The sequence below is a fragment of the Piscinibacter gummiphilus genome, from assembly GCF_002116905.1.
Lineage (GTDB): Bacteria > Pseudomonadota > Gammaproteobacteria > Burkholderiales > Burkholderiaceae_C > Rhizobacter > Rhizobacter gummiphilus.
On sequence record NZ_CP015118.1, the window covers coordinates 4715093 to 4729846 of the forward strand.

General features: G+C 68.8%; 11 protein-coding genes. All 11 read right to left on the bottom strand.

Annotated features, from left to right (window positions below; genetic code table 11):
* Positions 1–48 precede the first annotated feature (48 nt).
* Positions 49–2202 (bottom strand): XrtA/PEP-CTERM system-associated ATPase, encoded by a 2154-nt coding sequence (locus A4W93_RS21410; RefSeq protein ID WP_085752533.1) that lies wholly within the window; start codon positions 2200–2202, stop codon positions 49–51.
* A gap of 8 nt (positions 2203–2210) precedes the next feature.
* The gene (locus A4W93_RS21415; RefSeq protein ID WP_085752534.1) at positions 2211–3932 is read right to left on the bottom strand and encodes a TIGR03016 family PEP-CTERM system-associated outer membrane protein; all 1722 of its coding nucleotides are present in this window, start codon (positions 3930–3932) and stop codon (positions 2211–2213) included.
* Positions 3929–4918, bottom strand: coding sequence for an XrtA-associated tyrosine autokinase (locus tag A4W93_RS21420; protein ID WP_085752535.1), 990 nt, complete (start codon positions 4916–4918; stop codon positions 3929–3931). The genes A4W93_RS21415 and A4W93_RS21420 overlap by 4 nt, the downstream gene beginning before the upstream one ends.
* A gap of 13 nt (positions 4919–4931) precedes the next feature.
* Complete coding sequence (locus tag A4W93_RS21425) at positions 4932–6476, bottom strand: XrtA system polysaccharide chain length determinant (protein ID WP_085752536.1); 1545 nt, start codon at positions 6474–6476, stop codon at positions 4932–4934.
* A 205-nt stretch (positions 6477–6681) separates the two neighbouring features.
* Positions 6682–7299 carry an XrtA/PEP-CTERM system exopolysaccharide export protein gene (locus A4W93_RS21430; protein WP_085752537.1) on the bottom strand — a complete coding sequence of 206 codons (618 nt, stop codon included), beginning with the start codon at positions 7297–7299 and terminating at the stop codon, positions 6682–6684.
* Positions 7300–7343: 44 nt separating this feature from the next.
* Positions 7344–8747: a TIGR03013 family XrtA/PEP-CTERM system glycosyltransferase gene (locus tag A4W93_RS21435; RefSeq protein ID WP_085752538.1), complete on the bottom strand. Its 1404-nt coding sequence runs from the start codon at positions 8745–8747 to the stop codon at positions 7344–7346.
* A 218-nt stretch (positions 8748–8965) separates the two neighbouring features.
* Positions 8966–9103, bottom strand: a complete 138-nt coding sequence (locus A4W93_RS29820; protein WP_157131728.1) for a hypothetical protein — start codon at positions 9101–9103, stop codon at positions 8966–8968.
* A 53-nt stretch (positions 9104–9156) separates the two neighbouring features.
* Positions 9157–9888 (bottom strand): bifunctional demethylmenaquinone methyltransferase/2-methoxy-6-polyprenyl-1,4-benzoquinol methylase UbiE, encoded by a 732-nt coding sequence (gene ubiE / locus A4W93_RS21440; protein WP_085752539.1) that lies wholly within the window; start codon positions 9886–9888, stop codon positions 9157–9159.
* Between the two features lie 23 nt (positions 9889–9911).
* Positions 9912–10328 carry a gamma-butyrobetaine hydroxylase family protein gene (locus tag A4W93_RS21445; RefSeq protein ID WP_085752540.1) on the bottom strand — a complete coding sequence of 139 codons (417 nt, stop codon included), beginning with the start codon at positions 10326–10328 and terminating at the stop codon, positions 9912–9914.
* A 5-nt stretch (positions 10329–10333) separates the two neighbouring features.
* Positions 10334–10762 carry an HIT family protein gene (locus A4W93_RS21450; protein ID WP_085752541.1) on the bottom strand — a complete coding sequence of 143 codons (429 nt, stop codon included), beginning with the start codon at positions 10760–10762 and terminating at the stop codon, positions 10334–10336.
* Complete coding sequence (locus A4W93_RS21455) at positions 10762–14658, bottom strand: DUF3683 domain-containing protein (protein ID WP_085752542.1); 3897 nt, start codon at positions 14656–14658, stop codon at positions 10762–10764. The genes A4W93_RS21450 and A4W93_RS21455 overlap by 1 nt, the downstream gene beginning before the upstream one ends.
* Positions 14659–14754 lie beyond the last annotated feature (96 nt).

Genomic DNA, 14754 nt, shown 5'->3' on the forward strand with positions numbered 1-14754 from the left:
CCCGCCCCACGGCCTACGGACCGGATGGACGGCGGGGAAGCGCGCGGACTACTTGCCCACTTCCTTCAGGCGCGACGCGGACTCGCGCCGGGGCGGTTCGATGATGGTCGTCTCTCCATCGCGCCGCGACAACCACCCGTGCAGGTGGGAGACCATCGATTCCGCCACGGAAGTCGCGGTTTCGCCGATCGGCAGGTCCACGACGTTGGCGCCGCGCGTGTTCACGGGCAGGCCCAGCTCGCTGGCCTCGAACGGCAGCCACGCCACGCGGCCGTCGGCCGATTCACCGCCCTCGCCCGTTTCGTCGAGCAGCAGCAGCGGCGTGCCGGTGGACATGGCCACGTCGACGAGGTCGTCGCCGTGGTCGGTGATGAGGCAGGCGGCGCGCTGCAGGATGCTCAGGCGCGACGAGAACACGGGCATCGATGCGAGCGAGATGCCCGAGCGCGACAGCACGGTGCCGAGGCCCTGGCCGCGCAGCGCGGACTGGGTCTCGCCACAGACGAGCCACAGCATGGGCAGGTCGCCGCGCACGCGGCTCAGCATCAGCACGAGCTTGCTGAGCGACTGGGGCGTGAGCCGGCCGTGGCCCACCCGCGCCGTCACCAGCGCGAAGCCCGACGTGAGCCCGTGGTGGGTCATCAGCGCCTGGGCGAGCGGGCTGGCGGCGTCGGCCGCGCTGAGCGCGTCCTGCGTCAGGCTGCCCATCACCTGCACCTGGCCCACCTCGATGCCTTCGTTCGACAGCGTGAGCGCCGCCACCTGCGTGGGGGCGAAGATCTGCGAGGCGATGCGGTCGAGCAGGCTGGCATTGCGGCGCGCGGCCTCGAAGGCCACCGGCGCACGCACGCCGCCGTCCAGGCGCACCACCGGCACGCCCTTGCGGCTGGCCAGCATCGCGCAGGCCACGGCCTCGTCGGACGTGGACAGCGGCACCAGCAGGTCGGGCGCGAACTCGTCGAGCAGCGCCTCCACGCGCAGCACCGCCTCGGCGGTGCGGCGGGCGGGCGAACCCTCGATGCCCAGGTGCACCTCGATGGCGGGCAGGTCCACCACCTCGGCGTAGTTCTCGACCGGGCCGAAGACCTGGGCGGCACCCAGGCCCACGACGACGGTGCGCGTGATGATGGGCGAATGTTCGAGCGACGCGGCCAGCAGCGCCGCGTTCAGGTAACCCGACGGCGTGTCGACGACACACAGCACGGTGCGCACCGCGGCCGACAACTCGCGGCGCACCACCCGCTGCACGGACGACGGCGTGGCCGCCACGGGTTGCGGGCTGCGCACCACCTCGTCGAGCACCGGCGCGGCGGCGACGGGCGCACGGCGCGTGACGGGCACGTCGGCGATCACGCGGCCGGTGGGCTGGGCGATGGTGGCGTCACCCACCTCGTGGCGCAGCTCCTGGGCGATGCGCAGCACCTGCGCGGTGGTCACCTGGGTCAGGTTCTCGAGGAACGCAGACAGCAGCAGCCGGTTGCACAGCAGGTTGATGCGGCGCGGCACGCCCCCGGTGGCGTGGTGGATGTGCGGGAAGGCCTCGGGCTCGAACGACGGGTTGCCGTTCCAGCCGACGCGGTTCAGGCGGTGTTCGATGTAGCGGCGGGTCTCGTCGGCGTCGAGCGGGCCCAGGTGGCAAGAGGCGATGACCCGCTGGCGCAGCTGCTCGAGGCGCTGCGATTCGATCATGCCGCGCAATTCGGGCTGGCCCACCAGGAAGCTCTGCAGCAGCGCCTGCTTGCGCAGCTGGAAGTTCGACAGCATGCGCAGTTCCTCGATGGCGTCCATGCTGAGGTTCTGCGCCTCGTCGATCACGAGCAGCGCGCGCTTGTTCTTGATCGCGAGCGTCATGAAAAACGCTTCGAGGGTGGAGATCAGGCTCGCCTTCGAGACGGCGCCCGGGTTGTGCGGCACGCCGAACGCGGTGAGCATGGCCTGCAGCAGGCCCACGGCGTCGAGTTGCGTGCTGGCGATCTGGGCGGCCTTGACCTGGGTGGCGTCGAGCCCCTCGAGCAGCGTGCGCACAAGGGTCGTCTTGCCGGCGCCGATGTCGCCGGTGACCACGATGAAACCTTCCGCCTGGTGCACGCCGTACTGGAGGTAGGCGAGCGCGTTGCTGTGGCCCTTGCTCCCGAAGTAGAACGTCGGGTCGGGGTTGAGCTGGAACGGCGGGGCACTGAAGCCGAAGTGGGATTCGAACACCGGAAGACCTAGAAGCGGTAGTTGATGCCGACGCCGGCACTGTTCGACGACGCCGACGAGGGTCGGAGGACGTCGACGGTTTCGAGTTTGTGATGCTGCAGCGACAGGTCGACGCGCGTGCGCGGCGACAGCGAATGCGTGGTGCCGATGCTGTAGATCTGGTCGCGCGACGAACGCGAGGCGTCGGCACCGAGCCCCTGCGTGTCGTCGATGCGGTACGAGGCGTCCAGCGCCGACAGCGGCGTGAGGCGGAAGTTCGCGGACACCTGACCACCGGCCTGGCGCGTGTTGCCGGGCAGCGTCGCCAGCACCGGATCGTCCGAGCGGTGCAGGTCGGTCAGCTTGCGGTAGTAGACCGAGGCGATGAAGACGGAGCGGCGGCCGAGCGCGGTGAACATCGCCGAGCCCGTGGTGTTGAGTTGCGGGCGGCTCACGTGGAAGCTGACCGGATCGGCGAGCGTGGCGGGCAGGCCGTAGGCGATCAGCGCGGCGCGCACGAGGGCCTCGCGCTGGGCCTGGTCGTAGCCGCGCTGGCGGAACAGGTCGTTGAACTGCTGGCCGATGTTGCCGCCGAGCTGCACGGCCTCGGGCGAGGTGTACGGCTCGCGAGCGCCGGCGAGCGTGAAGCCGAAGTTGCGGTGGGTGTGGTCCCACTGCGCGTTGAAGCCCGTGCCGAAGAAGCGGCGGCGCACCTCGGCGGTCAGCACCGACCGCTCGAGCGGCGCCCAGCGCACGCGGAAGCCGTAGTCGCTGTCGTTTTCGGTGCGGTTCTGGAAGTCGCTGCGCTCGACACCCCCGATGCCCCACACCGTCAGCTGCGGCGAGTAGGCATAGCCCACCGTGGCCCGCACGCCGTCGATCTGCATGACGTTGCGGCTGTCGTACTCGAGCGATTCGTGGCTGCCTTCGAGGCCCAGGCCGAAAGGCTCGGGCGTGCGGTCGATGCGGAACTGGGTGTCCTGCGAGTACTCGCGCGCGGGCGCCCCGGTCAGGCCGCCCACGCTGTCGCCCGAGCGGTGCGTCCAGATGTTGTCGCTGCGCAGCAGCGTGTTCCAGCCCGACGGCAAGCGGCGCTCGAGGCGCGGGCTCAGCCGGGCGATGCGGGTGTCGACCTGCTCGTCGGTGGACACGTCGGCGGTCTGCGTGGAATACGGCGACGAAGCGCGGCGGTCGACCGACAGCCCGCCGTCGAGGAACAGCAGGTTGTCGACGAGGATGGCCTGCGCGTCGATGGCCGCCACCGGCTGCGTGTAGTCGTCGTTCGTGTGCTCGAAGTACTTGATGCTGTCGAGGCCCACCATCGCGTTGACGTTGAGCTGCGCGCCGCGGCTGCGTGCGTACAGGCGCGGGCTCACGCCGAGGATCAGGTCCTTGCCGGACGGGGCGTCGAGGCGGCCGCGGTCGGTGGCCGTCAGCCGTGCGGTGATGTCGCCTTCGAGGTACAGCGTGCGGGCCACGGGAGCGGGACCGGCTGCGGCTCCGGGGACCACCGGTGCGGCACCGGCCGGCCCCACGAGCGGGCCGATGTTGGGCACCGCGGGCACGCCGGGCGTTTGCACGGGGTCCGGGACGACCGGCAGCGGTACGTCGCCGGGCACGGGCATCTCGCCGGGAATGCGGACGCCCTGGGCCTGGACGGAACACACCCCGGCCAGCAGCAGCGCTGCCAGCGTGCCGCGGCGAAGTGCCGCGGGCCGGTGGTGGAGACTGCCCGGCCGGTGTCCGATCACGCAACCCCCTGGGCTTCGGCGTACATCGAGTCGGCGTTGTAGCCGTAGACCATGTTGGTGTTCGATTCCTTGCTCTTGTTGAGCGCGGTCATGACCACGGGGCAGGATTCGAGCGTGTCCATCGCCTGCGCGAAGGCGGCGGCCGACGTGCGGCCGGCTTCCACCACCACCACCACCTGGCCGGCGCGGGCGGCCAGCACCTGGGCCTCGCTGGTCTGCAGCAGCGGCGGGGCATCGAACACGATGATGCGGTCGCGGTAGCGCGTGGCCAGTTCGTCGAGGAACTCGCCCATGCGGGCGCTGGCGAGCAGTTCGGTGGACTGCATCGAGCGGCTGCCGGCCGGCAGCAGGCTCAGCTTCGGGATGTTGGTGCGCAGCATCACTTCCGACGCGTCGATCTTCGGGTCGGTCAGCATGTCGAGCAGGCCGCGGCGCTGGGGCAGGCCCATGCGGGACATCACGGCCGGCTTCAGGATGTCGGCTTCGACCAGCAGCGCGGAGGCGTCGAGCTCCATCGCGATGCTGAGCGCGAGGTTCATCGCGAAGAAGGTCTTGCCCTCGCCCGCGAGCGAGCTGGTCACCACGATGAGGTTGCCGTGGTGCACGGGCGCGGCGCCCTTGCCCTGGGCGTTGCGGATCAGCGGACGCTTGATGACGCGGAACTCCTCGCCCAGCTGCGTGCTGGAGTGCCCCGGCACGAGGTAGCCTTCCTCGGCCAGCTTGACGAGGTCGAGGTTCACCAGTTCGGACTGTCGGCCGCTCGGCGTGTGCACGGCCGGCATGGTGGGCATGGCCGGCATCACGGGCATCGGCAGCGGCTGGGATTGCGCCTGCAGCGCGCCGGGTTCGGCCGGCGGGACATCGCCCGATTCGGCCAGCGCGGCGGCACGGGCCTTGGCCTCGGCGTCGTCGGCTTCCCAGGGGATGGCGACGCCCGCGCGGCGCAGTTCCTCGAGGCGTTTGGCGGCTTGCTGGATGGTGCTCATGGGTACTCCGGAGTCACAGGCCGTGGCGGGCGATCAGCACGACCCACACCACGTGAAGCGCGAGGAAGACCCCCATCACGCCGGCGAAGCGGTAGATGTCGCGCTTGCGGCGCGAGCGCTGCTCGGGGCCGCGGATCAGCGACACGGAACCGAGGATCGGGCGGTCGGACAACTGCTGCAGCACCGCAAGGGAATCGACGGTGGGACGCAGGCGGCCGAGGCCGAACACCGCGGCACCGGCGAGCGCCAGCGAGGCGAACATCGCCAGCACGGCCAGCACCTTGCGGCTCGGGAACACCGGCGTGGGCGCCACGCGGGGCGGTTCCACGATGCGGAAGTCGGCGAGCTGCGACGACTGGTCGATCTTGACGCCGAGCGAGGCGGCCTCGCGGCGCGACACCAGCTGCTCGTAGTTCTTGCGCACGATGTCGTAGTCGCGGTTGAGCTGGGCGAGGTCGGCCTCGACCTGCGGCATGCGGTTGGCGAGCGCCCGGACCTGCTCGAGGCGGCCCTGCTGCACGGTCAGCTGCGAGCGCAGCGATGCGATGTTGGCCTCGGCCTCGGCGAGCGACACCCGCAGGCGCTGGTACACCGGGTTCGTGGCCGCGGCGCCACGGCCCCGGCCGTTGCCCTTGGCCTTGCCCTCGGCCTCTTCCTTGATCTGGCGTTCGATGGACGCGATCATGCGGCGCGCGCTGATCACGTCGGGGTGGTCGTCGGTGTAGCGGCGCAGCAATTCGTCGAGCACACGGTACTGCGCCTGCAGGCGCTGCTCCAGCTCGCTCGGCTGGGCGGCCACGCTCGGCAGCGATTCGGGGGGCAGCTGCGGGTCTTCGTTCTGCAGTTCGCGCTTGAGGGCGTCGCGCGACTGCTCGGCCGACGACAGCTCCAGGCGCAGCTTCGCCACCTCGTCCGACAGCGAGGCCAGGCGCGTGAAGTGGTCCTGGTTGGCCGTGCCGGTGACGCCGAAGTTCTGGATCTTGAAGTCCTTCAGGCGGTTTTCCGCGTGGACCAGCTTCGCTTCATAGTCCTTGATCTGTTCCTCGATGAAGCGGCTGGCTTCGGTGGAGTCGCGCTTCTTGGTGTCGGCGCTCGACTCCACGAAGATGGACACCAGCGCCTCGACCAGCCGCTGCGCCCGGGCCGGGTCGCTGTCGCGGTAGGTGATGGCGAAGAGGTTGCCGGAACCGCTCGGGGACACCTTGATGGAATCCTTGAGCTTCTCGAGCTGCCGGTCGTACTGGCTGGCCTCGGGCTGCTCCAGGCCGATGTGCGGGTTCTGGAACAGGCGTTCGACGTTCGGCCGCGAGATCAGCGTGCGGGCCAGCATGCGCACCTGCTGGTCGATGTCGGGCTGGAACGCGAGGCCGGCCATCAGCGGCTTCAGCACGGTCTGGGTGTCGACGTAGATGCGCGCGGACGCCTCGTAGCGGTCGCGGACGAGGAACACCAGGAGCCCGAGCACCAGCGCGAGGCCCCAGGCGATGGTCGCGGCGAGCCAGCGGCGATCCCACATCCGCCTCACGTCGTACCGCAGCATCGTCAAGAATATTTGCATGGCCTGTCTGGTCTACAGCTGGAAGGAACCGGCAGCCGCCGGGACGACCGCCGCGGCACGGAACCGCGCCCGGAAGCCGGGCGACGACCCGTGCCGAGGGGAATGATGCACCGCCGGCTTGACGTCTGCGCGTTGGGCCGGTCTCGGGGGTGGAGATTCCGACGTCAGGATCCGGGGCCCGGGAAGGCGGGCCACGGCGCCGGGGTCAGAACCAGCTCTGCGGGACGATCACGATGTCGCCCGGCAGCACCGGCACGTTGGCGGAGATGTCGCCGCGCTTGAGCAGGTCTTTCAGGCGGACGGAGTACTGCTTGCCGTTCTCGGAGCCCCGCACGAGCACGGCGCCGTTGCCGTCGGCGTAGTCGGTGAGGCCGCCCACCTGGATCATCACGTCGAGCACCGTCATGTTCTGGCGGTACGCCACCGACTGCGGGCGCGCGGCCTCGCCGACGATGCGGATCTGCTCGGAATAGATGCCCTGGAAGGTGTTGACCACCACGGTCACGACCGGGTCGCGCACGTACTTGCCGAGCACCCCCTCCACCTCGCGGGCGAGGTCGACCGGGCTGCGGCCCGCGGCCACCAGGTCTTCCACCAGCGGGGTGGAGATGCGGCCGTCGGGCCGCACCGTGACGATGGAGGACAGCTCGGGGTTGCGCCACACCACGATGTTGAGGGTGTCCAGGGGGCCGATGCGGTAACGCGCCTCGGCTGACACGGTGGCCTGGGGGGCCTGCGGGTAGTTGCCCATCGACCCGCAGGCCGACAGGAACACAGCCGACAGCAGCACGCTGCACAGCATCACGACACGCTTGGCACTCATTTGAATTTCCCTTTGCAATCCACTGAAACTGAACCGCACGTCATTCAATGAGCACCTTCGCGGAAGAGCACCACGCTCACCGTTTCAATCAACACCAGGATGTCCAACAACAGGGAGTTGTTCTTGACGTAGTAGAGGTCGTACTGGTGCTTCTTGCGTGCGTCATCGACGGATGCGCCGTAACTGTAACGAACCTGCGCCCAGCCGGTGACACCCGGCTTGATGCTGTGCCGCACATCATAGAACGGGATCACTTCCTTGAGTTCCTTCACGAACGTGGGACGTTCGGGGCGCGGACCCACCATGCTCATCTCGCCCTTGAGGACACTGATCAGCTGGGGCAGTTCATCGATGCGGGTCTTTCGGATGAAGGCGCCCACGCGCGTCACCCGGGTGTCGTTCTTCTGGGCCCAGACGGCCTTGCCATCCTTCTCGGCGTCGGTGCGCATGCTGCGGAACTTCAGGCACATGAAGCCCTTGCCACCCAGGCCCACGCGTTCCTGGCTGTAGAGCACCGGGCCCTTGCTGTCGAGCTTGATGGCCAGCATCGTGAACAGCATGATCGGCGAGGCGATCAGCAGCAGCACCGACGAGCTGACGATGTCGAACGTGCGCTTGGCGATCTTGCGGGCGCGGCCCTGCACGAAGCCGTGGCCGTACACGAGCCAGCTGGCCTTCAGGCTGTCGATGGGCACTTCCGACTTGGCGCGCTCGTAGAAGCCAGCCAGGTCGAGCACGGGGATGCCGCGGATGCGGCAGGCGAGCAGCTGGTCCATCGGGACGCCGCCGCCGCGCTGCTCGCGCACCGCGACGATGATTTCATCGACCTGGTTGGCGTCGACGATGTCCTCGATGGACTGGTCGCCGGCGAACACCGGGTGGCCGCGCATCGTGCCGCTCTGGGCCGCTTCCGGGTCGGTGGCGAAGAAGCCCACCACGTCGCGCTCGACGCGCTTGAGGGTCATCAGGTCGGTGGCCACGCTCTGGGCTTCCGGGCCGGTGCCGACGATCAGCACGCGCGGGGTGGTGGCCAGGCGGCGCATGGCGAACAGCGCGCCGCGCACGACGACCAGGCCGACGAGCAGGTACAGCACCACCGACAGCATCAGTTGCTCGGCGTACTCGCGCTGGGCGAGCTGGTTCAGCACCAGGTAGGTCAGGTAGCCGCCGACGAGCAGCGCCACGAGCGTGCGACGGAGCATGGCACCGAAGGCGATGGGCGTGGGGCGGTACAGGCCGACGAAGGCGTACAGCAGCGACATCACCATCGCGAAGCCGCTCGCGAACAGGAAGATGTGCGGCGTGGTGAGGGCGGCCTGCGCCGACGAGCCCGGGACGAGGTGCAAGGACGAGGCGGCCATGAGGACCGCGAAGAAGCACAGCAACCCGTCGGCGATCATGCCGGCGAAGGTGGCGATGGAAACGTGGAGCTGGAACACTTTTAGCATTTGGCTCATCCTTGTTGGGCTTGCACCCTCGTCGACCGGACCGGGAAATGCCCGGCCGTCACGCAACGATTCGATGGCCGCAATTTTCGTTGGCGCCCCCCCTGGCACCATCCTCCAATTGAGGGTTCCCCCCCGTGATCGGGGGGGCCGAAAGGGAGGAATCCACACTTGTCATCGCCCTGGAAAAACACCCCTTCGAGGCCCCCTTGAACGCACGTTCAGCGCATCGCCTGCCACAGGTCGATGGCACGCGACACCGCCCATCGGCGGCGCACGGCGGCGCTTCCGTGAACCAGGTCACGGATGGTGGCGAAACGGAGGATGAAGTTGGACGCCGAGGTTCCGGACGAGGCCATCGGCGCGCGGGCGGCATCCCGCCGCCGCGTGCGATCGGCGGATCAGCCGGAGATCAGCACTTGATGCCGACGTGCAACGCCACCACACCCGCACTGAGGTTGTGGACATCGACGTGGGCGAACCCGGCGGTCTTCATCATCGCCTTGAGTTCCTGCTGGCCCGGGTGCATGCGGATCGATTCCGCCAGGTAGCGGTAGCTCTCGGCATCACCCGCCACCACCTGCCCGATGCGGGGCAGCACCTTGAAGGAATACCAGTCGTACGCCTTCTCGAGGGGCTTGGCCACCTTCGAGAACTCGAGCACCAGCAGCTTGCCGCCCGGGCGCAGCACCCGGTTCATCTCGGCGAGCGCGCGATCCTTGTGGGTCATGTTGCGCAGGCCGAAGGCCACGCTGACGAGGTCGAAGCTCGCGTCCGGGAACGGCAGGGCCTCGGCGTCGCAGGTCATCGTGGGCAGCACGAGGCCTTCGTCGAGCAGGCGGTCGCGGCCCTGGCGCAGCATCGCCTCGTTGATGTCGGTGTGCACCACGAGACCGCGGGCACCCACCTTCTTCGCGAACGCGCGGGACAGGTCGCCCGTGCCGCCGGCGATGTCGAGCACGCGGTCGCCTTCGCGCAGGCCGGCCACCGTGACGGTGTAGGCCTTCCACAGCCGGTGCAGGCCCATCGACATCAGGTCGTTCATCACGTCGTACTTCGACGCGACGGAATCGAACACGCCCCGCACGCGGCCGGACTTCTCCTTCTCGTCGACGGTCTGGAAACCGAAGTGGGTGTTGCTCATGGCGGAACCTCTTCTTGTCTGGGTCAGTGCGAATGTCCGCAGCCGGGGGCGGCGGGCGGGGGCATCTCGGTGTCGCGGGTGGCGCCGGCGGCGGCGAGGCGCGCCTCGTAGTCTCGCCACAACTCGTCCTGCTTCTCGCCGAGGAAGTACAGGTACTCCCACGTGAAGATGCCCGAGTCGTGACCGTCGGAGAACCGGGGCTGGATGGCGTAGTGCCCCACCTGGGACAGGTCGTCGAGGCCGACGCCGCGCTTGCCGGTCTGCAGCACCTCCTGGCCGGGCCCGTGGCCCTGCACCTCGGCGGACGGCGAGTACACGCGCATCAGCTCGAAGGGGATGCGGAACTGCTTGCCGTCGGCAAAACCGATCTCGAGCACGCGCGACTGCTGGTGCACGACGATCGACGTCGGCGCGGGCGTGTCCTTCGTGAGGCCGGCCATGGCGGTCAGCTCGCGGCGACAGCGGCCCGCACCGCGTCGTCCAGCACCTCGAGCGGCAGCTTGAGCCGCGCGGCGGCGGCCGGCGCCACCTCGCGCTGGCGAGCGCCCCACACGGGATTGGGGAAGTGGCTGTCCCAGTCGAACCGGGCGATCACGTGCCAGTGCAGGTGCGGCACCATGTTGCCCAGCGACGCGAGGTTGATCTTCGTGGGCGACAGCCGCCCGCGCAGCACCGACTCGACCCGCGCGACCACGTCCAGGCAGGTGGCGCGATCGGCCGGGGACAGGTCGGTGAACTCGGCCACATGGGCGGTCCACACCACGCGGTAGAACGCCGGGAAGTCGGCGTCGGCCACGCGGATCACGCGCCACGTCGGGCCGGACGCGACGGGCACGCCGCCCGGCTGCTCGCAGAGCTCGCAGGCGACCGGCATCAGACCAGCACCCGTTCGATGCCGCCGTCGTTCGCACGGCGCACATAGTCGGGCATCCAGTCGGGGCCGAGGATCTTGTTGGCCATCTCGACGACGATGTAGTCGGCCTCGAGCAGGCCGTTGTTCAGGTCGTTGCCGTAGCGGCTCAGGCCCTGCAGGCAGGACGGGCAGCTCGTGAGGATCTTCACGTCGCCCTGGGCGCCCACCTCGCTGCTGGCACGCAGCGCGGCCTCGTTCTTCTTCAGCTCTTCTTCCTTGCGGAAGCGGATCTGCGTCGAGATGTCGGGGCGCGTCACGCCGAGCGTGCCGCTTTCGCCGCAGCATCGTTCGCTCTTGAGCACGTTGTCGCCCACGAGCGCCTTGACCGTCTTCATCGGGTCCTGGAGCTTCATCGGCGTGTGGCACGGGTCGTGGTACAGGTACCCGCCCTGCCCGCCGAGCGTGATGCCCTTCTCGAGCAGGTACTCGTGGATGTCGATGATGCGGCAGCCCGGGAAGATCTTGTCGAACTGGTAGCCCTGCAGCTGGTCGTAGCACGTGCCGCAGCTGACCACCACCGTCTTGATGTCGAGGTAGTTCAGCGTGTTGGCCACGCGGTGGAACAGCACGCGGTTGTCCGTGATGATCTTGTCGGCCTTGTCGAACTGGCCGCTGCCGCGCTGCGGGTAGCCGCAGCACAGGTAGCCCGGCGGCAGCACCGTCTGCACGCCCGCGTGCCACAGCATCGCCTGCGTGGCGAGGCCCACCTGCGAGAACAGGCGTTCCGAGCCGCAGCCGGGGAAGTAGAACACCGCCTCGGTCTCGGCCGTGGTGGCCTTCGGGTCGCGGATGATCGGGACGTAGTCCTTGTCCTCGATGTCGAGCAGCGCACGCGCCGTCTTCTTCGGCAGCCCGCCCGGCAGCTTCTTGTTGATGAAGTGGATCACCTGCTCCTTGATGGGCGCGGTGCCCACCGAGGAGCGCGGGGCGGCGGTCTGCTTCTTCGCGAGGCCGCGCAGCAGGTTGTTCGCGAGACGCTGCGCCTTGAAGCCCACGTCCACCATGCCCATGCGCAGCAGCTTGATGGTCTCGGGATTCGTGGCGTTGAGCATCATCATGGCCATCTTGTTGCCCGGACGGAAGCTCTTCTTCCCCATCTTGGTCAACAGGTTGCGCATGTTCATCGACACGTCGCCGAAGTCGATCTTGACCGGGCACGGCGTGAGGCACTTGTGGCACACGGTGCAGTGGTCGGCCACGTCCTCGAACTCGGCCCAGTGCTTGATGCTGACGCCGCGGCGGGTCTGCTCCTCGTAGAGGAACGCCTCGACGAGCAGCGACGTGGCGAGGATCTTGTTGCGCGGGCTGTAGAGCAGGTTCGCGCGCGGCACGTGCGTGGCGCACACGGGCTTGCACTTGCCGCAGCGCAGGCAGTCCTTCATCGAGTTGGCGATGTCGCCGATGTCGCTCTGCTGCATGATGAGCGACTCGTGCCCCATCAGGCCGAAGCTGGGCGTGTAGGCGTTGGTCAGGTCGGCCTTGAGGCCGTCGAACGCGGCGCCGCGCAGCAGCTTGCCCTTGTTGAAGCGGCCTTCGGGGTCGATGCGCTGCTTGTAGTCGCTGAAGTCGCGCAGCTCGGCGTCGCTCAGGAACTCGAGCTTCGTGATGCCGATGCCGTGTTCGCCCGAGATCACGCCGTCGAGCGAGCGGGCCAGCACCATGATGCGCGCCACGGCCTCGTGGGCCGTCTGCAGCATCTCGTAGTTGTCGCTGTTGACCGGGATGTTCGTGTGCACGTTGCCGTCGCCGGCGTGCATGTGCAGCGCCACCCACACGCGGCCGCGCAGCACGTCCTTGTGGATGCGCACGCACTCGTCGACGATGGGCGACAGCGCCGAACCCGCGAAGATCTGCTGCAGCGGGCCGCGGATCTGCGTCTTCCACGATGCGCGCAGCGTGTGGTCCTGCAGGTCGAAGAAGTAGCTGCGGCCGACGTCGGGCTGGATCACGTCCAGCTGCTGAAGCCACTGCGACCACAGGTCGCGCACCTCGCGCAGCAGCGTCAGGGCCTGCTGCACGCGGTCTTCCAGCAGTTCGGCCGAGGCGATCTCGCCGGCGTCGTCGCTCTTGCCCAGCGGCAGGTTGCCGCGCAGGAAGAAGCTCTCCAGCGCGTCCACCAGCGCCAGCTTGTTGCGCAGGCTCAGCTCGATGTTGATGCGCTCGATGCCGTTGGTGTACTCGCCCATCCGCGGCAGCGGGATCACCACGTCCTCGTTGATCTTGAAGGCGTTGGTGTGCTTGCTGATGGCGGCGGTGCGCTTGCGGTCGAGCCAGAACTTCTTGCGGGCGTCGGCGCTCACCGCGACGAACCCTTCGCCGGCACGGCCGTTGGCCAGGCGCACCACCTCGCTGGTGGCGCGGGCCACGGCGTCGGGGTCGTCGCCGGCGATGTCGCCGATCAGCACCATCTTCGGCAGGCCGCCGCGCTTGCTCTTCGTGGCGTAGCCCACGGCCTTCAGGTAGCGGTCGTCGAGGTGCTCGAGGCCGGCCAGGATGGCGCCGCCGGCCTTGGCCTCGGCGAACATGAAGTCCTTGATCTCGACGATGGACGGCACGGCGTCCTTCGCGTTGCCGAAGAACTCCAGGCACACGGTGCGCGTGTGGGCGGGCATCTTGTGCACGACCCAGCGGCAGCTGGTGATCAGGCCGTCGCAGCCTTCCTTCTGGATGCCGGGCAGGCCGGCCAGGAACTTGTCGGTGACGTCCTTGCCGAGGCCTTCCTTGCGGAAGGTGCGGCCCGGGACCACGAGGCGCTCGGTGCGCTCGACGGTCTTGCCGGAGGCGTCGAAGTACTTCAGCTCGAACGTGGCCGTTTCCACGTCGTGGATCTTGCCGAGGTTGTGGTCGAGGCGGGTGACCTCGAGCCACTTGGCTTCCGGCGTGACCATGCGCCACGAGGCCAGGTTGTCGAGCGCGGTGCCCCACAGCACGGCCTTCTTGCCGCCGGCGTTCATGGCCACGTTGCCGCCGACGCACGAGGCTTCGGCCGAGGTCGGGTCCACCGCGAAGACGAAACCGGCCCGCTCGGCGGCGTCGGCCACGCGCTGGGTGACCACGCCCGCTTCGGTCCAGATGGTGGCGACGTCGCGGTCGAGGCCCGGCAGGCGGACGTGCTCCACCTCGGTCATGGCCTCGAGCTTCTCGGTGTTGATGACCGCGCTGTTCCACGTGAGCGGCACGGCGCCGCCGGTGTAGCCGGTGCCGCCCCCGCGCGGGATGATGGTGAGGCCCAGCTCGATGCAGTGCTTCACCAGCGAGGCCATCTCGGCCTCGGTGTCCGGGGTCAGCACGACGAACGGGTACTCGACGCGCCAGTCGGTCGCGTCGGTCACGTGGGCCACGCGCGAGAGGCCGTCGAACTTGATGTTGTCCTTGGCCGTGTGGCGGCCGAGCACCTTCGTGGCCCGGCGGCGCAGCTCGGCGACCTGCTCGAACTGCTCGGCGAAGGCGGTCACGGCCCGGCCGGCGGCGTCCAGCAGTTCACCCACGGAGGCGTCGCGGGCGGCGTCGGACGCCGGGTCGCGGCGGTGCTGCACCTCGTTCAGCCGGTGGTGCAGCGCCTCGATGAGCAGGCGGCGGCGCTTCGGGTTGTCGAGCAGGTCGTCCTGCAGGTACGGGTTGCGCTGGACGACCCAGATGTCGCCGATCACCTCGTACAACATGCGGGCGGATCGGCCCGTCTGGCGTTCCTCGCGGAGTCGGTCCAGCAGTTCCCAGGCGCGGGGGCCCAGGATGCGGATCACGATCTCGCGGTCGGAGAACGAGGTGTAGTTGTACGGGATCTCGCGCAACCGGGGCGCATGGTGGGCAGCGTCGACCGCGGCGGCGATGTGATTGAGCGGGAGGGGTGCGTTCATGGACTCCAGGTGGCGCATGCACCTGTATGGCACTTGAAGGCGAATGTTACCCCAAGCCCCGGGCGCGCCCCGGGCTTGGGGTAACCCCGGCGGAGG